General features: G+C 60.2%; 16 protein-coding genes. 10 read left to right on the top strand and 6 right to left on the bottom strand.

The window, feature by feature from the left end; translation table 11 throughout:
• Position 1 precedes the first annotated feature (1 nt).
• On the bottom strand, positions 2-1,192 hold the full coding sequence (locus Q1A34_RS02065) for a HupE/UreJ family protein (protein WP_300030058.1): 1,191 nt from the start codon (positions 1,190-1,192) through the stop codon (positions 2-4).
• On the opposite strand from Q1A34_RS02065, the gene Q1A34_RS02060 reads away from it, so the two are divergent.
• From Q1A34_RS02060 to Q1A34_RS02045, 4 genes are all read left to right on the top strand, one after another.
• Entirely contained in the window at positions 1,191-2,000 is an 810-nt protein-coding gene (locus tag Q1A34_RS02060; protein WP_300030055.1) for a DUF4198 domain-containing protein, read from the top strand. The genes Q1A34_RS02065 and Q1A34_RS02060 overlap by 2 nt on opposite strands.
• Before the next feature lie 49 nt (positions 2,001-2,049).
• Positions 2,050-2,943 (top strand): PfkB family carbohydrate kinase, encoded by an 894-nt coding sequence (locus tag Q1A34_RS02055; protein ID WP_300030052.1) that lies wholly within the window; start codon positions 2,050-2,052, stop codon positions 2,941-2,943.
• Entirely contained in the window at positions 2,940-3,863 is a 924-nt protein-coding gene (locus Q1A34_RS02050; protein WP_300030049.1) for a pseudouridine-5'-phosphate glycosidase, read from the top strand. Before Q1A34_RS02055 ends, Q1A34_RS02050 begins: the two co-directional genes overlap by 4 nt.
• Before the next feature lie 87 nt (positions 3,864-3,950).
• A complete protein-coding gene (locus tag Q1A34_RS02045; protein WP_300030046.1) occupies positions 3,951-4,670 on the top strand; it encodes a DUF502 domain-containing protein in 720 nt (239 codons plus the stop codon).
• On the opposite strand, the gene Q1A34_RS02040 is transcribed toward Q1A34_RS02045, so the two are convergent.
• Positions 4,671-5,708, bottom strand: coding sequence for a patatin-like phospholipase family protein (locus Q1A34_RS02040; protein WP_300030043.1), 1,038 nt, complete (start codon positions 5,706-5,708; stop codon positions 4,671-4,673).
• Positions 5,709-5,766: 58 nt separating this feature from the next.
• Positions 5,767-6,552 carry a 3-hydroxybutyrate dehydrogenase gene (locus Q1A34_RS02035; protein WP_300030040.1) on the bottom strand — a complete coding sequence of 262 codons (786 nt, stop codon included), beginning with the start codon at positions 6,550-6,552 and terminating at the stop codon, positions 5,767-5,769.
• Positions 6,553-6,980: 428 nt separating this feature from the next.
• Here Q1A34_RS02035 and Q1A34_RS02030 point away from each other — a divergent pair, with 428 nt between their 5' ends.
• Entirely contained in the window at positions 6,981-8,702 is a 1,722-nt protein-coding gene (locus tag Q1A34_RS02030; protein WP_300032308.1) for an extracellular solute-binding protein, read from the top strand.
• On the opposite strand, the gene Q1A34_RS02025 is transcribed toward Q1A34_RS02030, so the two are convergent.
• On the bottom strand, positions 8,691-9,314 hold the full coding sequence (locus tag Q1A34_RS02025) for an XRE family transcriptional regulator (RefSeq protein ID WP_300030037.1): 624 nt from the start codon (positions 9,312-9,314) through the stop codon (positions 8,691-8,693). The genes Q1A34_RS02030 and Q1A34_RS02025 overlap by 12 nt on opposite strands.
• Positions 9,315-9,380: 66 nt before the next feature.
• Here Q1A34_RS02025 and Q1A34_RS02020 point away from each other — a divergent pair, with 66 nt between their 5' ends.
• From Q1A34_RS02020 to Q1A34_RS02010, 3 genes are all read left to right on the top strand, one after another.
• A complete protein-coding gene (locus Q1A34_RS02020; protein WP_300030034.1) occupies positions 9,381-10,895 on the top strand; it encodes a class I adenylate-forming enzyme family protein in 1,515 nt (504 codons plus the stop codon).
• The gene (locus Q1A34_RS02015) at positions 10,892-11,533 is read left to right on the top strand and encodes a DsbA family oxidoreductase (protein WP_300030032.1); all 642 of its coding nucleotides are present in this window, start codon (positions 10,892-10,894) and stop codon (positions 11,531-11,533) included. The genes Q1A34_RS02020 and Q1A34_RS02015 overlap by 4 nt, the downstream gene beginning before the upstream one ends.
• A 150-nt stretch (positions 11,534-11,683) precedes the next feature.
• Positions 11,684-12,877 (top strand): MFS transporter, encoded by a 1,194-nt coding sequence (locus Q1A34_RS02010; protein WP_300032306.1) that lies wholly within the window; start codon positions 11,684-11,686, stop codon positions 12,875-12,877.
• 3 nt (positions 12,878-12,880) lie between these two features.
• Here the strand turns inward: Q1A34_RS02010 and mfd are convergent, their stop codons facing one another.
• Both mfd and Q1A34_RS02000 read right to left on the bottom strand, forming a co-directional pair.
• Complete coding sequence (gene mfd, locus Q1A34_RS02005; RefSeq protein WP_300030028.1) at positions 12,881-16,381, bottom strand: transcription-repair coupling factor; 3,501 nt, start codon at positions 16,379-16,381, stop codon at positions 12,881-12,883.
• 33 nt (positions 16,382-16,414) lie between these two features.
• On the bottom strand, positions 16,415-16,942 hold the full coding sequence (locus Q1A34_RS02000) for a component of SufBCD complex (protein WP_300030025.1): 528 nt from the start codon (positions 16,940-16,942) through the stop codon (positions 16,415-16,417).
• A 122-nt stretch (positions 16,943-17,064) separates the two neighbouring features.
• Between Q1A34_RS02000 and hemB the strand changes: the two genes are divergently transcribed.
• A complete protein-coding gene (gene hemB / locus Q1A34_RS01995) occupies positions 17,065-18,069 on the top strand; it encodes a porphobilinogen synthase (protein ID WP_300030022.1) in 1,005 nt (334 codons plus the stop codon).
• A 105-nt stretch (positions 18,070-18,174) separates the two neighbouring features.
• Positions 18,175-18,741, top strand: coding sequence for a YSC84-related protein (locus Q1A34_RS01990; protein WP_300030019.1), 567 nt, complete (start codon positions 18,175-18,177; stop codon positions 18,739-18,741).
• The last annotated feature ends 112 nt before the right edge of the window (positions 18,742-18,853 follow it).

Genomic DNA, 18,853 nt, shown 5'->3' with positions numbered 1-18,853 from the left:
CTCAGAAGAACACCCGTTCAATACTCCAGTATATGCCGACCAGCGCAATCACCAGTGATGCCGGAATTGACACCGACCGGAACACCACCGGATAGGTCGTTGCGGCCTGTTCAGCAGGCTCCAGCGTCATGCGCCGCGCCAGGCGCGCCGACAGCATCAGCAGAAATGCGGCCAGAGCGATGACGGTCAGCTGGCCCAGTTCGACCCCCACGTTAAAGCCGACCAGCGCCGGAATGAACTGGTCTTCGGGCAGACCGAACTCTCCCAGCACAGACGCAAAACCAAGCCCGTGCAGCAGGCCAAAGCCAAAGATGATGGCCGGGCGCCAGCGGCTCAGCCCCTGATGAAATACGTTTTCGATGGCGACATAGACGATAGAGGCGGCAATCAGCGGCTCAACGATGCTGCCGGGCACATTGACCCATCCCAGTGCGCCAAGCGCCAGCGTGACCGTATGCGCCAGTGTGAAAGCAGTGACCTGCCACAACAGGGGCCGCCAGCGTGTGCTGAGGAAAAACAGACCCAGAACAAAGAGGATATGATCAAGGCCTTTGGGCAGGATATGATCAAAACCGACCGGGATATACGCGAGAAAAGCCTGACCCGGCTCCTGAGCGCCGCCGCCTGCGATGCTGACGGGTGGGCTGCTTTCACCACCGGCAAGATAGCCAGTGTAGGGGTCAGTGACGCCCTGCTGGCGCAGCACCATCGCTCCGCTGCCCGCAGGCCAGTTGACCGTGATGTCCTGTGCGCCGTCCGGCAGTGCGGCTGTGAGCGTGAGCAGCGAAATGCGCGGCAGTACAAAATCCACGTCTTCTTCAGTCTCTACCGCCGTCATGCTGAATTCCAGTGGCGCCCCTGCGCGCGCAAGCGGCAGGGCATTCCAGGCATTGATCAGTTCGGGCAGACGGGCCTGAACGGCCTGTGCATCGAGAGCACGCAGCGTGTCATAGTCGGCTGATCCTTCGGCTTCATCCGTATCCGCCACTGAGTCCAGATCGATACCGGATAAAAAAGCCTCGATGTTGACACGCATGTCCAGAACGACCTGCTGTCCCTCGACGGTCATGTCGACAATGCTCGGGACAAGCTCATGAGCGGCCGCGGTGCGCACCATGCCCACAACGACGTGTGTTGACAAAAAAACGAAAAGCATCAGCTTTGCGATGTAACGGATAAAGGTGTGAGCCATGTTTTCTAAGTATCTTTTCGGTCTGGTGATTTTCTGCGCGCCCTTGCCCGCTCTTGCCCATGAGTTTTGGATTGAACCGCAGGAATATCAAGTCGAAAGCGGCGGGACACTGGTCGCCGATCTCAAAAACGGTGAAAATTTCAAGGGGTCCTCTCTGGGCTGGTTTGACAGCAACTTCACCCGGTTCGAAATTGCCACGGCGGAGGGTATTTTACCCGTCGAGGGCCGTGCCGGTGATTACCCGGCAATGACACTCACCGCCCCCGGAGAGGGGTTGCTGGTTGTTCTGCACGAAACCACCCCGGCGCGACTGACGTACCGGGAGTGGGAAAAGTTCCTGAAGTTTGCAGCCCACAAGGATTTTCCCGATGCCGCAGCAGAACATGCCGCGCGCGGCTGGTCGCAGGAGCGGTTCCGTGAGACGTATACCCGCCATGTCAAGGCACTGGTCGCTGTGGGTGACGGCGCCGGACAGGACCGCCCTTTTGGTCTGACCACTGAAATCGTGGCGCTGGAAAACCCCTATGACCCGGATTTTGCCGGACCGATGCAGGTTCAGGTGCTTTATAAGGGGGCGGCGCGTGCAGACGCACAGGTGGAAGTTTTTGCGCGCGATCCCGCAGGTACCGTCACCGTGACGCTGACGCGCACAGATGATCAGGGCGTGGCCGAAATCCCCGTCAGCCCGGGGTATGATTATCTGCTTGATGCGGTTGTGCTGCGGGTGGCAGAGGGTGCTGGCTCAGACCCCGATGCGCCGGTCTGGCGCACCCTTTGGGCTGCCCTGACGTTTCACGTGCCCCGGTAACAGTATTCACAGGCTTGAACCCCGCGCCTTTCACCGTCACAAGACAGGCATGAGCAGACAGTCAGACATTCTGTGCATCGGATCGGTGCTCTGGGACGTGATCGGGCGTTCGGCAAGTGTGATGCGCCAGGGGTCGGACGTTCCGGGGCGGATCACCCGGCTGCCGGGCGGTGTTGCCATGAACATCGCCATGACCCTGACGCGGTTCGGACTGACCCCGGGCCTGCTGAGTGCTGTGGGCCGTGACGCAGAAGGCGAGGAACTGATCGCCGCCTGCCGCGCCCGGGGCATGGTAACGGAATTTGTGTACCGCTCTGATGATCTGCCGACGGACGTCTATATGGCCGTCGAGGGTGCAAATGGCCTGATCGCCGCGATTGCCGATGCGCATTCGCTGGAAGCCGCCGGTGCGAAAATCCTGACGCCCCTGTCGGACGGACGTCTGGCCAGTGCAGAGGCCCCCTACTGCGGCCCGGTGGCGCTCGATGGCAATCTGACACTTGAGTTGCTGACAGATATTGCGCAAAGCCCGCTGCTGGCCCAGGCGGATCTGCGGGTGGCACCTGCCTCGCCCGGCAAAGCCGAACGCCTTTTGCCTTTTGTTCAGACCGGTCGCGGGACCCTTTATGTCAATCTTGAAGAAGCCGGGTTGCTTTGCCAGCGCGGCTTTGACAGTTCTGCCAGCGCGGCCACGGCGCTGCTGGCGCGCGGTGCGTCCCGCGTCCTCGTCACCGACGGCGGAAATGACGCAACCGAAGGCGGGGCAGACGGTCTGATCACCCTCACCCCGCCGCAGGTGCTGGTGACACGCGTCACCGGCGCAGGGGATACCTTTATGGCCGCCCATATTGCAGCGGAGGCGTCTGGCGCTGACCGACATGCTGCGCTGTCCCGCGCCCTTGATGCCGCTGCAACCTATGTCTCCGGAGAACCCGCCCCATGACCAGCCTGCCCATGATCCGAAGTGCCGAAGTGGCCGCAGCCCAGGCCGCCGGCAAACCTGTTGTCGCACTGGAAAGCACAATTATCACGCACGGCATGCCGTACCCGCAAAACCTGGAAGTCGCTCGTCAGGTCGAGGATGACATCCGGGCCGCTGGTGTCACACCCGCCACCATGGCGGTGCTGGAGGGCAAACTGTGCATTGGACTGGAAGCTGAACAACTGGAAACGCTGGCGCAGGCGCGCGGTGTGGCCAAACTGTCCCGCGCTGATCTGGCAGCCTGTATGGCCACGGGCGGTACCGGAGCGACGACAGTTGCCGCCACAATGATCGCGGCCCATCTGGCCGGGATCGCGGTTTTTGCCACAGGCGGCATCGGCGGGGTGCACCGCGGGGCGGAGAACAGTTTCGACATCTCTGCCGATCTGATGGAGCTCGCCCAGACACCGGTCACAGTTGTTGCCGCCGGCGCCAAGGCGATCCTGGATGTGGATAAAACCCTGGAGGTTCTGGAAACCCAGGGCGTGCCGGTCATCGCCGTTGGGCAGGACAGCTTCCCCGCATTCTGGAGCGCTGAATCGCAACTGAAAGCCCCCCTGCGGATGGACACAGCCCTGGATATCGCCCGCGCCCACCACATGCGCGCAGAGCTCGGCCTGCCAGGCGGACAGCTGGTTGCCAATCCGGTGCCGGCGGCCGATGAAATCCCTGCGGCGGACCTCGCGCCCGTCATCGCCCGCGCGCAGGCAGATGCGGATGCGCATGGTATCCGGGGCAAAGCGGTCACCCCTTATCTGCTTCAGCGGATTTTCGAGCTGACGGAGGGCCGGTCGCTGGTGGCGAACATCGCACTGGTACGGAACAATGCGCGTCTCGCCGCCCGGATCGCACAGGCGCTGAGCACAATCAGACAAAGCTGACCCACAGAGTGTACCGGACGGCCCGCTTGCCATTGTAGCCAGGCAACAAAGCGCCTAACTATCCAGAGCAGTACAGACGGACCCTGAATGAACACGCCCTTTGACCCCGAACCGCCGATGCCCCGACGCAGTCTGTTTGCACGGCTGCGCGCGTCATTTCTGACGGGTCTTGTCGTGATCGCCCCGGTGGGGCTGACAATCTGGCTGATCTGGTCGGTTGTCGGGTGGATCGACGGATTCGTTTTGCCGCTGGTGCCGGGGTCTTATCAGCCGGACCGTTTCATCCAGGATCTTCTGGGGCTGGATCCGTCTATTCAGATCAACATCCGCGGCATCGGCGTTGTCATTTTCCTGGTGTTTACCGTGGTTGTCGGCTGGATGGCCAAAGGCATCATCGGCCGGTCCATGATCCGCTTTGCAGAGAGCCTGGTGGAGCGCACGCCTGTCGTGCGCACGATCTATTCCGGGATCAAGCAGATATCCGAGACCGTCTTTGCCCAGTCGGAACGCTCATTCGAGCGCGCCTGTGTGATCGAATACCCGCGCAGGGGCATCTGGGCCATCGGGTTTATCTCGACCAACACCAAAGGCGAGATCGCCGCGCGTGCCAATGACGGCAGCCCGATGCTCAGCATTTTCCTGCCCACGACACCTAATCCGACATCAGGGTTTTTGCTGTTTGTGCCCGAAGAGGATGTCATTGAGTTGGAAATGAGTGTCGAGGATGCCGCAAAACTGGTGATCTCCGCAGGCCTGGTCTATCCCAACGGCAAGGATCCGGAAAATCCTCCCGGCGGTCAGATCTGATCAGCCGAACATCGCCGGCAGATCGACCGTGCTGCGCAGGTTCAGATCGTCCTTATGCTGGTCGATAAAGGCATCTGCCGCTCTTTGCCCTGCCTCTTTCAGCCGCGCCAGCGTATAGGGTGTGGGCACCAGTTTTGTGGCTACAGACAGCTCGTTCATCAGCGCGTCATCGGCAATCATATGAACCAGAACCCGGTTTTTCTGCTCTGTGCTGAGCGTGCCCTGTTCCAGCAACCGCTGCACAAAATCAATGGCACGCAGTTCGCGCAGCAGCGATGAATTGAAACTGATCTCATTGATCCTGTTCTGAATGGCCTGGGCGGTTCTGGGGATCTCCGTGCGCTCCAGCGGATTAATGTTCACGACAACAATATCGTCTGGCAAGTGCTTGTTAAACAGAGGAAAGAGCGCAGGGTTTCCGGTATAGCCTCCGTCCCAGAAAGCCTCCGTCATCCCGGTCTCCGCATCCTCCAGCTCCACCGCCTGAAAAACGGTCGGTAAACAGGCAGAGGCCAGAATGGCGCCCGTGCTGATCTCGCTGTCCTTGAAAACGCGCACCTTGCCGTTGCGCACTCTCGTCGCGCAGACAAAAAGACAGGGCCCCTCCCCGTTTTCCGCGCAGACGTAGTCAAAGTTCAGCTGGCTCACAATCGGCTCCAGCGGATTGCGGTAAAATGGCCCATAAGAATAGGGTGAGAACATTCGCGACCAGGCCTCTGACGCCATCACCGGCCAGGAATACTCCAGAGCCGCAGAGAAATCCCCCAGCGAAAACGGTGTCATCCACTGTGGAATATGCATATCAGGCCGCGCGCCAACCTCTTCCCACAGCCAGTCTAGCCTTTCCCGGGCTCCTGCCCGCCCGCCCGCGATCATCCCCGCCTTGAACGCGGCCCCGTTGAGCGCCCCCGCGCTGGTGCCGGAAATGGCCGAAATGTGGATATCTTCTTCTGACAAAAGCCGGTCCAGCACGCCCCAGGTAAACGCCCCGTGGGCACCGCCACCCTGCAAAGCCAGATTGATACGTTTGACCGCCATGCGCTGTCCTTTCAGGTTTCTTCTGGCGAAAATATCCCCGCCGGAGGCAAAAAAACTGCTAAAGCGCCGTCCAGCCGCCATCGACACTGATGGTTGTGCCGGTGATCTGCGCTGCTGCGTCAGAGCACAGAAATGTCGCCGTGCCGCCCATCTGCTCAACGGTAGCGAATTCTTTGGATGGCTGACGTGTCAGCATGACATTCTCGATCACCTCTTCACGGCTCATGTCATACTCTTTCATCGTATCGGGGATCTGTTTTTCCACGATCGGTGTCAGCACATAGCCCGGGCAGATTGCATTGGCGGTAATCGGCTCTTTGGCCGTCTCCAGTGCGGTTGTTTTCGTCAGCCCCACAACCCCGTGCTTGGCCGCAATATAGGCCGACTTGTAGGGCGAGGCCGTCAGCCCGTGCGCCGAGGCGATGTTGATCACCCGGCCCCAGCCAGCGTCGCGCATCATTGGCAGCGCCACAGCCGTGGTGTGAAACGCCGACGACATATTGATCGCGATGATCGCATCCCATTTTTCCACCGGGAAATCCGGAATACCCGCGACATGCTGAATACCTGCATTGTTGACCAGAATATCGCAGACACCTGCTTTGGTGATCAGGTCGCGGCACTGATCCCCTTTGGACATGTCCGCCTGGATATAGCGCGCTGTGACACCGGTTTGTGCGCCGATCTCTTCGGCCAGCGCATGGTCTTCATCATTGTCAGTGAAGGAATTGAGCACAATATCAGCGCCCGCCCGCGCCAGTTCCCAGGCAATGCCCAGACCGATGCCGGAGTTGGATCCTGTGATAACGGCCGTTTTGCCGCTGAGTGAGATTTTAAAAGCCATCTGCTGCTTTCCCTCTTTTGCAATTATGCTGCGTTGCAGGCATCATGCCGTGCTGCAGGTGCAAAGGGAATGCGAAAGTGGTCGCGCGGGCGTGAGCGACCAGACTGGCGGAAAACAATGCGCGAAAATACGGCCCAAAAAAAACGCCTGCACAAGGCAGGCGTTAAGTTATTGAGGCAGGTTTCATACAGGCAAGAAACCTATCGAGCAGTGACTCCTTTATAAGCAATCCAACGCCGCAGTCCAAGCTAAAAGTTTGATAACGCATAAATTCACCGATAGGTTATGCGCAATGAAAATAAGGGCAGTAAGGGATTGTCTCCAAAATGAGCACGGTTTTTTTCCACAGGGTACGGCATCTTATCCTCGGGTTTGCGGCGATTCTGTACACAACCCACGCGGTCGCTGAACCGCAGCATGGTCTATCTATGTACGGCGCGCCCGCTCTGCCACCGGATTTTGTGTCCCTGCCCTATGTCCGGGCCGACGCCCCCAAAGGTGGCAGTATTACGCTGGGAAACACAGGCGGGTTCGACAGTCTGAACCCATATGTCCGCAAAGGAACAGTGCCCTGGCAGTTGCGGTTTTTCACGCATGAATCCCTGATGGGCCGCAGCTGGGATGAACCATTCTCGTTATACGGGATGTTGGCCGAATCGGTTGAGGTGCCCGACGACCGCTCCTGGGTCGCGTTCACGCTGCGCGCGGAGGCACGGTTTTCCGACGGCACACCGGTCACTGTCGAAGATGTGATCTTTTCCTATGAACTTCTGGGCACCCAGGGGCATCCACGCTACCTGGGTCTTGCCGGGCAGATCGACCGGATTGAGCAGACCGGCCCGCGCAGCCTGAAAATCTCATTCAACACAGACAACCGCGAACTGGCGCTGCTCGCCGGTATGCGCCCCGTTCTGAGCCGCGCGCAGTGGGAAGGCCGCGATTTCGCCAATGCGCCGATTGATGATATTCCGCTCGGGTCCGGCCCTTATGTCGTCAGTGACTATGAGGCCGGTCGTTTTGTTCAGCTGACACGCAACCCGGACTACTGGGGCGCGGATGTGCCTTTCCGGCAGGGCACGCATAACTTTGATGAGATTAAGCTGGACTTTTATGGCGATGCCTCGGTCCTGTTTGAAGGGTTCAAGGCGGGGGATATCTCGGCCGTACGGGAATTCAACGCCGAGAAATGGGCCCGCCAGTATGATTTTCCGGCCGTGACGCGCGGCGATGTGGTCAAGACTGAGATCCCTCATCTCAAACCCTCGGGCATGACGGGATTTGTCATGAACAGCCGGCGCGCGCCCTTTGACGACTGGCGCGTGCGCGAAGCGATGCTGCAGGCTTTCAACTTTGAATATGTCAACGATACACTGACGGGTGGTGCGCAGCCGCGGATCACCTCTTATTTTTCCAACTCTGTCCTGGCCATGCGGCCCGGCGCGGCGCCGCAACCCGTGGCTGATCTGCTGGCCCCTTTTGCCAGTGACCTGCTGCCCGGCACGCTGGAAGGATATGAGATGCCCGTCACCGATGGCTCGCTGCGCAACCGGCAGGGTATCCGACGCGCCATGGCGTTGCTGGAGGAAGCCGGCTGGACACCGCAGGATGGCATCATGCGCAACAGTGCGGGCGACACGCTGGCCTTTACGCTGCTCATTGCGCAGAACAGCAGTGAAAACCGCGCCATTGCCGATATCTACAAATCTGCTCTGGACCGGCTGGGTGTGGAAATGACAATCGAGGCCACGGATGATGCTCAGTTCACAGAACGTACCAATGCCTTTGATTTCGACATGACAACCTATCGCCGCGCGCTGTCTCTGTCGCCCGGCAACGAGCAGCGGTTTTACTGGGGTTCTGAGTCCGCCACACAGGAAGGATCGCGCAATCTGATGGGGGTCGCATCACCAGCGGCGGATGCCATGATCGACACAATGCTTTCGGCGCGGTCCTCCGAAGAGTTCACATCTGCCGTGCGGGCGCTCGACCGGGTTCTGACCGCGGGCCGTTATGTGATCCCCTTCTGGCAGTACACTACCGGGCGCATTGCGCACATCCGGCAGATGCATCACCCGGACACCCTGCCGCTTTATGGCGATGGTCCGAATTTCATGCCCGAAGTCTGGTGGTATGAGGCGTCAGATCAGTGAGGTCACCCAGAGGATATTGGCATCCTCCTGGCTGACCGAAACAACGTTGTGGCCCATGGAGGCGTCGTAATACGCGCTGTCTCCGCGCCGCATCTCTACCGGTTCATAGAATTCGGTATAAAGGCGGATCACACCGGTCAGCACATAGAGGAATTCCTCGCCGTCGTGGCGTACCCAGCCGTCAAATTCTGACATATCGCGCGCCCGAACCCGCGCGCGGTAGGGTAACATCTGCTTTTTGGTGAGCGTGTCGGCCAGCAGTTCATGCTCGTAGGTCACGGTTGCCTGCGGCGTGCCCTGCCCTGTGCGTGTCACCGCCATACGCCCGTTCACCTGACCGGGGCGCGGCGGCGTAAAAAGCTGCGGGACGGAGATTTCGAGGCCCGTGGCCAGTTTTTTCAGCGCGTCGTAAGTTGGAGACATCTGGCCGTTTTCGATCTTGCTCAGCGTCGACCGGGCCAGACCCGCCTGGCGCGCGGCCTGCTCCAGGGTCCAGTCGCGGGCTTTGCGCAACTCGCGTACCCGAACGCCCAGATCCAGCGGTACTGCATGGGCGTCCTGCCCGTTTTCACGCGCGATACGGATCAGGTTCTGGGGATCACGATCTGTCATTCTTTTGTCTATAGGAGGATCGCCACGTGCTTGCAACGTCCGCCCCGGCGGTCTAGCAGACGCTCTATGCTCTCGGTTTCTCACAGCGGTCAGCCCCCTGACATCCCCGCCACTTTCAACATGGCGGCCCGGGTGCTGGGCCGGGCAGAGGAGCTGGGCGACAAGACAGCGCTCGAAGTACACGGCTCCGGACCGGTGGATACCTGGTCGTATGCGCGGCTGGCATCGGCTGTGCGCGGCACCGGAACCGGGCTTTTGTCCTGCGGACTGGTTCCGGGAGACCGGGTTCTCATGCGGCTCGGGAACACCGTAGATTTTCCAATTGCCTATCTGGGTGCTCTGGCCGCAGGACTGGTGCCCGTGCCAACCGCCTCGGCCCTCACTGTTCCGGAGGTTGCGAAAATCATCGGGATCATCCGCCCGGCGGCCATTCTGCGGGCACCGGATGTGCCCTGCCCCGAGGATGCAGAAACCCTGTCGCCGGAGGTGCTCAGATCCTGGCGCGATCTGCCGCCCTGCTCGTTTCACATGGGTGATCCGGAGCGCCCGGGGTACATTATTTTCACATCAGGCACCTCAGGCACCCCCCGCTCCGTTGTCCATGCACATCGCGCCATTCTGGGTCGCGCCATGATGTTCGACGGATGGTATGGCCTGGGCCAGGACGACCGTCTGATGCATGCCGGTGCGTTCAACTGGACATATACGCTGGGCACCGGGCTGATGGATCCCTGGACCTGTGGTGCGACGGCACTGATCCCAGCCCCGGGCACGCCTTCTGCCGGGTTGCCCGCGCTGCTGAAAAAGGCGCAGGCTACGATTTTTGCGGCGGCCCCGGGTGTGTACCGGCAGATGCTGCGCGCCCCCGGCCCCTGTGATCTTCCCCATCTGCGCCACGGGCTGAGCGCGGGCGAAAAGATGGCCAGCGGCCTCGCGGGGGCCTGGCAGGCCGCAACCGGCACGCCCGTCTATGAGGCCTATGGCATGTCAGAGTGCTCTACCTTTATCTCGGGCGCGCCGGGCAGGCCTGCAGCGGACGGTGCGCTGGGACAGGCCCAGCCGGGCCGCCGCATCGCATTGATGAACAAAAACGGCCCGGTTGCGCGCAACAGCGAAGGCACAATTGCCGTTCACCGCAGCGATCCGGGGCTGATGCTGGAATATCTGGATGCACCGGACGCGACAGCAGAGCGGATGCAGGGAGACTGGTTTCTGACGGGCGATCAGGCGGTAATGGATGACGCCGGCCAGATTACCTATCTGGGCCGCAGCGACGATATGATGAATGCGGGCGGATTTCGCGTCTCGCCCATCGAGGTGGAAAATGTCCTGAATGCCTGCCCCGGCATCGGTGCTTCGGCCGTGACGGACGTGATCGTTGCCTCAGGTGCCCGTGTGATTGCGGCCTTTTATACCGGCCCCGCCCCTCTGGACGAAACCGCTTTGCAGTCCTATGTCGAACCAAGACTGGCGCGCTATAAACAGCCGCGCCTTTACATTCATGTACCGGCGCTGCCCCAAGGCGCAAACGGCAAAATCCTGCGCCGCGCCCTGCGCGACCAATTCAAGGCCCCCAAATGACCGAGACCATCAAGCTGGATATTATGTCCGACCCCATCTGCCCGTGGTGCTACATCGGCAAAACGCATCTGGACCGGGCGCTGGCAGACCACCCGGATCATCCTTTCGCCATCGAATGGCATCCGTTCCAGCTGAACCCGGACATGCCTGCGGGCGGCATGGGGCGTCGTGAATACCTGGAAGGGAAATTCGGCGGCAAAGAGGGTGCCATGCGCGCCTATGCGCCGGTCGTGGAACATGCCGAGGCCGCGGGTCTCAGCATTGATTTTGAAGGCATGCAACGTACGCCGAATACCCTTGATGCCCATCGTCTGATCCACTGGGCAGGTATTGAAAACCGCCAGACCGAAGCCGTTGATGCGCTGTTTCAGGCCTATTTCGTGGATGCGCGCGACATCGGAGACCACGAAGTTCTGGCCGATATTGCCGACAGTATCGGCATGGATGCAGCCGTCGTAACCAAACTGCTCAAATCGGATGCCGACCAGGAGGATATCCGAAACCGTGATGCGCACAGCCGCCAGATGGGAATTTCTTCTGTGCCGACCTTCATCGTTGCCGGCAAACACGCTGTTCCCGGTGCCCAGCCGCCGGAGCTTTGGAAAAAAGTGATCGGGGAACTGACGGCTGACAGTTGATCACCTGTGCGTCATTTCAGACCCATGTGTGTTATTCTGTGATTGTGCGCTCTGCAACTTCCGGTTATTTCTGACGCTATTGCGCGCCAGGTCAGCCTGCGCCAGATTGTGGGATGCCGGCGGGTGAGTGGTGCACAAAATCCAATACCGATGGGTCGGGGCGAATTCATAGCCCTGATGGCGATGATGTTCGCCACTATCGCTTTTTCCATCGACGCCATGCTGCCCGCGCTGCCGGACATCGCCATGGAGCTTACCCCTGATGATCCGACACGCGCGCCGCTGATCCTGACATCTTTTGTGCTTGGGATGGGCCTCGGGACGTTCTTTGCCGGGCCTCTTTCTGATGCCTTTGGCAGGCGTACGATCATGTTCTGCGGAGCCGGGCTTTATATCGCTTCTGCGGCCTGCGCCTGGGCTTCATCCTCCTTCGAGGTTATCCTGGCGGCCCGTGTGGCACAGGGCATCGGGGCTGCCGGCCCACGCGTCGTTTCCGTCGCGATCATCCGGGATCTCTTTTCCGGTCGGGAAATGGCCCGCATTCTGTCTATCGCCATGATGATATTCACCCTGGTTCCGGCCTTTGCCCCCGCAATGGGCGTGGTGATCATCTCTGAATTCGGATGGCGTGGGATTTTCATGTCCTTCATCATTTTCTCGCTGATCTCGGCGCTCTGGCTGGGGTTCAGGCTGCCTGAAACACTGCCGCTGCCGAACCGCCGGCCGATCCGGCCCGCGCTGATGACGAATTCAGTGCGCGAAATGTTTGCCCACCCGGTTGTCCGCCTGTCCATCATGGTACAGACGCTTGTGATGGCTGTATTGTTTTCCCTGCTGATGCTGATCCAGCCGATTTACGAGGTTGTCTTTGATAAACTCGAGAGCTTTCCCTACTGGTTTGGCGGAATTGCTCTGGTCTCTGCACTGGCAAGCCTTCTCAACGCCGTTCTGGTCGTGCGCCTGGGCATGCGCCGCCTCGTGACCATCGCACTGGTCATCCAGATCATGCTGTCGGGGTCGATAATCCTTTTCGGCCAGCAGATTGGCCCCGGCGGGTTCTTTTGGTTCGCAGTCTGGCAGGCCTATGTGTTTTTTCAGGCGGGTCTGACGGTTGGAAACCTCAACGCCATCGCCATGGAACCGATGGGGCATATCGCCGGAATGGCGGCCAGTGTGATCGGGGCGGTCTCGACCGTTCTGGCGGCGGCGATTGCCTCGCCGATCGGTCTGCTCTTTGACGGTACCATCCGGCCCCTTGTGGGGGCGGTTCTGATCATGTCGACCGTCGCCTGTGTGCTCATGGTCTATATGGCGCGGGTCGAAAACCGTTTGCCTGCTGAATAGACCCTAACCGGCACTGGCCTTTTTGCGCTTCTTTTTCTCGGCCACGACTTTTTCCGCCAGATCGCGCGCGATGGCAAACGCGCCTTTGATCTTGTCCGCATCTGCTTTCCAGTCGCGGCGCACGACGATCTTGTTGTCTTTGACTTTTGCGAGGCCGCGCTGATCCTGAATAAAGGATACCAGGCCTTCGGGTGATGCGAATTTGTCATTGTGAAACTGGATCGTAGCACCACGCGGGCCACCATCCAGCCTCGCGATGCCCGCCCGTTTGCACATCGCCTTAATCCGCACAACCAGCATCAGCGTATTCACCTCGCGCGGGAGCTTGCCAAAACGGTCGATCAGTTCTGCGGCAAAACCTTCAAGCTCTACCTTGGTGCTGAGGCTGCTGAGCCTGCGGTATAGTCCCAGACGCACGTCCAGATCGGGCACGTACTCTTCGGGGATCAGCACCGGCACGCCCAGGTTGATCTGTGGCGCCCACTGATCATCCGCCTCGCTCAGGCCCTCCATTTCGCCCGCGCGGATTTTGGCAATCGCCTCTTCCAGCATGGACTGGTAAAGTTCAAAACCCACGTCGCGCATCTGGCCGGACTGTTCCTCGCCCAGCAGGTTGCCCGCCCCCCGGATGTCCAGATCCTGACTGGCCAGCGTGAAACCTGCCCCCAGTGTGTCCAGGCTGGACAGCACGCGCAGACGTTTCTCGGCTGAGGCGGTCATTTTTGCGCGTGGTTTCGTCGTCAGATAGGCGTAGGCGCGTGTTTTCGACCGCCCCACCCGGCCCCGGATCTGATAGAGTTGCGCCAGACCGAACATATCCGCCCGGTGCACAATCATCGTGTTTGCCGTCGGGATATCCAGCCCGGACTCGACGATTGTTGTAGCCAGCAGCACATCGAATTTACCGTCGTAAAAGGCGTTCATCCGGTCATCGAGCTCGCCAGCAGCCATCTGACCATGGGCCACAACATAGGTCAGCTCCGGCAGCTGCTCTTTCAGGAAATCCTCGATTTCCGGCAGGTCCGAAATGCGCGGAACAACATAGAATGACTGACCGCCGCGATAATGTTCGCGCAGCAGCGCCTCGCGCAGGGTCACACCGTCAAATTCACTCACATAGGTGCGGATCGCCAGCCGGTCGACGGGCGGCGTGCCGATGATCGACAGATCACGCACCCCTGTCAGGCTCAGCTGCAGCGTACGCGGAATGGGCGTGGCGGTCAGCGTCAGTACATGGATGTCCGTGCGCAGTTGTTTGAGGCGTTCCTTATGGGTCACGCCGAAATGCTGTTCCTCGTCGATCACCAGCAACCCAAGGTTCTGGAACCGGATTCCTTTGGCCAGCAGCGCATGGGTGCCGATGACGATATCGACCGTGCCGCGCGACATGCCATCGCGGGTGGCATTGGCGTCCTTGGTGCTGACAAAACGGCTGAGCTGGCGCACATTGATCGGAAACCCCCGGAACCGCTCGGCAAAGCTTTTGTAGTGCTGGCGCGCCAGCAATGTTGTGGGCGCGATGACGGCCACCTGAACGCCCGACATCGCGGCGACAAAGGCCGCGCGCATGGCCACCTCGGTCTTGCCAAACCCCACATCACCGCACACCAGACGGTCCATCGGATTGCCCGACGTCAGGTCATCCACCACATCACCGATGGCGCGCAGCTGATCATCGGTTTCCTGATAGGGGAAGCGCGCACTGAAAGCGTCCCACATGCCGGGCGGAGGTTCCAGCACGGGTGCCTTGCGCAGCGCGCGTTCAGCGGCCACGCGGATCAGTTTGTCTGCCATCTCGCGGATGCGCTCTTTGAGACGTGCTTTTTTCGCCTGCCATGCCCCACCGCCCAGCCGGTCGAGCAAACCTTCTTCGTGGCCATATTTGGACAATAGTTCGATGTTCTCGACAGGAAGGTAGAGCTTGGCCTGCTCGGCATATTCCAGCAGAATACACTCGTGCGCGGCGCCTGCGGCCGTGACGACCTCCAAACCCTTGTAGCGCCCGATACCGTGATCGACATGCACAATAAGATCGCCGGGGCTGAGCGACTGCGTCTCTGTCAGGAAATTCTCTGCCCGCCGTTTCCTGCGGGTGGTGCGGATCAGACGGTCGCCCAGAACATCCTGCTCTGAGATGACCGTGATCCGCTGCCCGGCCTTGTCTTTGCTGCCTGTGGACCACGGGGCCTCAAAACCATGCTCCAGCGCCCAGACGGCCAGGTGCAGACCGCGCTTGCCGATCCGGGTGGCATCTGTGACCGGGATCGCCTCGGCAAGGCCTTCATCCTCGATCAGGCCGGTCAGACGTTCGCGGGCCCCTTCCGAGTAACTGGCGATCAGAACCGGGCCATCTTCCATCTTTGCCTTAACATGGGCTGCCAGAGCACCGAAAAGGCTCAGTGATTCCTGCTGGCGTTCTGGTGAGAAATTCCTGCCGGTGCGCGCACCAGCGTCCGTGACACCAGGCCCGGTCGCCTGCGGCAGAGCCGCCAGCTGCAACACGCGGCGCTGCGCCACGGCGCTCTCCCAGGCCGCGTCATCCAGATACAGACCTTCGGGCGGGGCCGGTTTATAGACCGTGTCCATTTTGGAACGGTTGGCCATTGCAAGACGCCGTGTTTCAAACTGATCCGCGATGCTTTCCCAGCGCGCCAGGCGGCTGGGTGTTACCTGATCATCAAGCGACACAGTCGCCCCGGGCAGAAAGTCAAACAGCGTTTCCAGCCGTTCGTGAAAAAACGACAGCCAGTGTTCCGCGCCCTGATGCTTGCGCCCCGCGCTGATCGCTTCGTAAAGCGGGTCGTCGGTGCCGGCCGCACCGAACTCGATCCGGTAATTTTGCCGGAACCTTGTAGTCGCGGCTTCGTCCAGGATCACTTCGGACACCGGCGCCAGCTCGACCACGTCCAGTTTTTCTGTGGTGCGCTGGCTTGCCGCGTCAAAGCGGCGTGCGCCGTCCAGCACGTCACCGAACAGATCCAGTCTGACCGGACCCAGATCACCCGGCGGATAAATGTCGATGATACCGCCCCGCACCGCATAATCACCGGGTTCGGTCACGGTCGGGCTCTGTACAAAGCCCATGCGTACCAGAAACTGGCGCAGCGCTTTTTCATCAATCCTGTCGCCCACACGCGCCGAAAAGGCAGCATCGCGCAGAATGTCCTGTGCCGGTACCCGCTGGGTGGCGGCATTCAGCGTTGTCAGCAGGATGAACTTTTCAGGCATTCCATGGACAAGACCTGCCAGCGTGGCCATCCGGCGTGCAGAGATATCCGCATTGGGCGACACGCGGTCATACGGCAGACAATCCCACCCCGGGAATACGACGACGGGCAGACCCGGTGCAAAAAAACGCAGGGCCTCCTGCATCGCAGCCATGCGTTTGTCATCACGCGCCACGTGCATCAATGGGCCAGCGCCCCGCTCCAGTTCACGGATAAGGAACTGTGCGTCAAAGCCCTCCGGGACGCCGGAAACTGTAATATGTTGCGTGTCAGCCATGGGCTGCTTCAATTGGCGCTTCGCGCGTCGGTGTCAACCGCCCAGGACGCCGGCGGACATGTTTTGATACATGCCCCACAGGGCCGTGCAGAAGATAGAGACCACACCGGTCATCTGCACATAGAGCCGGTGGCGTGTCAGGCGGCTGCGCAGGTGCTCGCCGACAGCGTCCTCTTCCTGGATCAGCCGGGCTGTCGACAGTGACAACAGCATGACCACAGACATCGGCAGCCCCAGCAGAAACAGCGCCTGGGCGAATTCGACGTCGTAGAAAAAGCCCAGACCGGCCAGCATCGTCAGCACAAAACACCCCAGTGTCAGCAGCCACAGACCGGACACGCGCGCAATAAACAGCAGACGGTTCGTATTGATCCGGACGAGGTCTTCCAGATCCTGCTCTGACTGCCCGCCATGGCGCCGCGCCCGCAGGACCATGTCAAAAGGAACACCCAGCACCCAGTGGCTGGCCGTAGACCACATCACCGCCAGTGCGATCCAGAACCAGAGGTTCGAGAAAGACCGCATGTCGATCAGTTCAAAAACGGAAGAATAAAAGTCCAAGGGGCCTGCGCTTTGATTGCCGGTTTTGAGTGTCTTAGCGGTGCTTTGTGTCGAATCCTAGCCTTGGCTTAGGTAAAAATACGTGCAAGTCTCGTGTGTAACAGAATATGGACAGTTTCCCCATGCGACCCACCCAGGCTCCCTTTCCGGCGACGCGTCTGCGCCGGACCCGCCAGTCTCCTGCTCTGCGCGCTCTGACACGGGAAAACAGTCTCAGTGCAGATGATTTTATCTGGCCTGTTTTTGTACGCTCAGGTGAAGGCATTGAGGAACCTGTGCCCTCCATGCCTGGCGTATTCCGCAGGTCGGTGGATAAAATTGTCGACGCCGCGCGCGAGGCTGCAGACCTCGGCATTCCGGCGATCTGTATCTTTCCCTACACGGGGCTTGAGGAACGCACCGAAGACTGTGCCGGTGCCTGGGATCCGGACAACCACGCCAACCGCGCGATCCGTGCGATCAAAGCAGCGGTTCCAGAGATTGCGGTGATGACGGACGTGGCGCTCGACACCTACAACATCAACGGTCATGACGGTTTTGTCGAAAACGGCGAGATTGTGAACGACCGGACGGTCGAGGCCCTGGTGAAAATGACCCTGTCCCAGGCAGAGGCCGGCGCGGATATCATCGGGCCCTCGGACATGATGGACGGACGAATTGGTGCGATGCGTGCAGCACTGGAATCAGAAGGACATCAGCGGGTCATGATACTGAGCTACTCGGCCAAATACGCTTCTGCTTTCTATGGCCCTTTCCGCGATGCTGTCGGCGCCTCCGGCGCGCTGACGGGTGACAAGAAAACCTATCAGATGGATCCCGGCAACTCGGATGAAGCCCTGCGGCTCATCGAGCGGGATCTCAGCGAAGGCGCCGATATGGTCATGGTGAAACCCGGGCTGCCCTATCTGGACATCTGCCGGCGCGTCAAAGAAACCTTTAGCGCGCCTACCTATGCCTACCAGGTCTCCGGCGAATACAGCATGATCCAGGCCGCGGCTGAACACGGCTGGATCGATGGTGAAAAGGTCATGATGGAGAGCCTGATGGCCTTTAAACGAGCCGGATGCGACGGCATTCTGACCTATTTCGCCCCAGCGGCCGCCAGGCTGCTCAACAAACAGCGATAAGCCGCCCAGTCACGGTGCTTTGTGGTGACAGGGCCATATAATCGGCGTATATTCGCGCACAAGCCGGGCAAACCGGCGTTAAGGCAACAATATACAGGCAAAATTATGAAACGTTCAGGAATTTCCCGGCGGCTGTTCGCATTTGGCGCACTCAGCGGTGTAGTCATCACAGCCGCCTGCGGCAACGGCATCGGCTCTACCGGCGGCGCGCAGATTGATGCACGGGTCGATGCGACCCTGCAGCAGATGTACGCCAGCTATCCTAACACCCGCAATCTGGCCGACAAGGCAAACGGCATCCTTGTGATGCCCGTTGTGACAGAGGCGGGCCTTGGGTTCGGTGGCGCCTATGGTCAGGGCGCACTGCGGGTAAACGGTGTGACCGTCGATTATTATTCTACCACCAAAATCACCGGCGGCCTCCAGATCGGCGCGCAGCAGTACGCGCATGTGCTGTTTTTCATGACAGAAGACGCACTTGCCGGGTTCCGCCGCTCTTCGGGCTGGGCCGCAGGTGGGGATATCGAATATGTTGTCTCTGACCAGGGCGACGGGGTCAGTGCCAATACCACAACCGCGCTTGCACCGGTTATCGCGGCGGTCTTCGGGCGCGCGGGCCTGCGCATTGGCGCCACGCTGCAGGGCACAAAATACACCCGCATCATTCCCTGATCGGAGTTTGGGCTTTTCACCGGTCGGGCGTGCCCGGCCGGATTTGTCCGGGTTAATCAGATCAGGCCTTTGTGCCCCGGGATGGGCCCGTTCACAACTTTCCCGGGACGCT

Origin of the sequence: uncultured Roseobacter sp., from assembly GCF_947491795.1 — a bacterium.
GTDB lineage: Bacteria > Pseudomonadota > Alphaproteobacteria > Rhodobacterales > Rhodobacteraceae > Roseobacter.
The sequence above is the reverse complement of the archived record's forward strand: the minus strand, read 5'-3'. Positions and strand labels throughout refer to the sequence as shown.

Coding starts and splice junctions, on each gene's coding strand:
- Q1A34_RS02060 (WP_300030055.1), top strand. CDS start 1,191: ATGTTTTCTAAGTATCTTTTCGGTCTGGTGATTTTCTGCGCGCCCTTG.
- Q1A34_RS02065 (WP_300030058.1), bottom strand. CDS start 1,192: ATGGCTCACACCTTTATCCGTTACATCGCAAAGCTGATGCTTTTCGTT.
- Q1A34_RS02055 (WP_300030052.1), top strand. CDS start 2,050: ATGAGCAGACAGTCAGACATTCTGTGCATCGGATCGGTGCTCTGGGAC.
- Q1A34_RS02050 (WP_300030049.1), top strand. CDS start 2,940: ATGACCAGCCTGCCCATGATCCGAAGTGCCGAAGTGGCCGCAGCCCAG.
- Q1A34_RS02045 (WP_300030046.1), top strand. CDS start 3,951: ATGAACACGCCCTTTGACCCCGAACCGCCGATGCCCCGACGCAGTCTG.
- Q1A34_RS02040 (WP_300030043.1), bottom strand. CDS start 5,708: ATGGCGGTCAAACGTATCAATCTGGCTTTGCAGGGTGGCGGTGCCCAC.
- Q1A34_RS02035 (WP_300030040.1), bottom strand. CDS start 6,552: ATGGCTTTTAAAATCTCACTCAGCGGCAAAACGGCCGTTATCACAGGA.
- Q1A34_RS02030 (WP_300032308.1), top strand. CDS start 6,981: ATGTACGGCGCGCCCGCTCTGCCACCGGATTTTGTGTCCCTGCCCTAT.
- Q1A34_RS02025 (WP_300030037.1), bottom strand. CDS start 9,314: ATGACAGATCGTGATCCCCAGAACCTGATCCGTATCGCGCGTGAAAAC.
- Q1A34_RS02020 (WP_300030034.1), top strand. CDS start 9,381: ATGCTCTCGGTTTCTCACAGCGGTCAGCCCCCTGACATCCCCGCCACT.
- Q1A34_RS02015 (WP_300030032.1), top strand. CDS start 10,892: ATGACCGAGACCATCAAGCTGGATATTATGTCCGACCCCATCTGCCCG.
- Q1A34_RS02010 (WP_300032306.1), top strand. CDS start 11,684: ATGGGTCGGGGCGAATTCATAGCCCTGATGGCGATGATGTTCGCCACT.
- mfd (WP_300030028.1), bottom strand. CDS start 16,381: ATGGCTGACACGCAACATATTACAGTTTCCGGCGTCCCGGAGGGCTTT.
- hemB (WP_300030022.1), top strand. CDS start 17,065: ATGCGACCCACCCAGGCTCCCTTTCCGGCGACGCGTCTGCGCCGGACC.
- Q1A34_RS01990 (WP_300030019.1), top strand. CDS start 18,175: ATGAAACGTTCAGGAATTTCCCGGCGGCTGTTCGCATTTGGCGCACTC.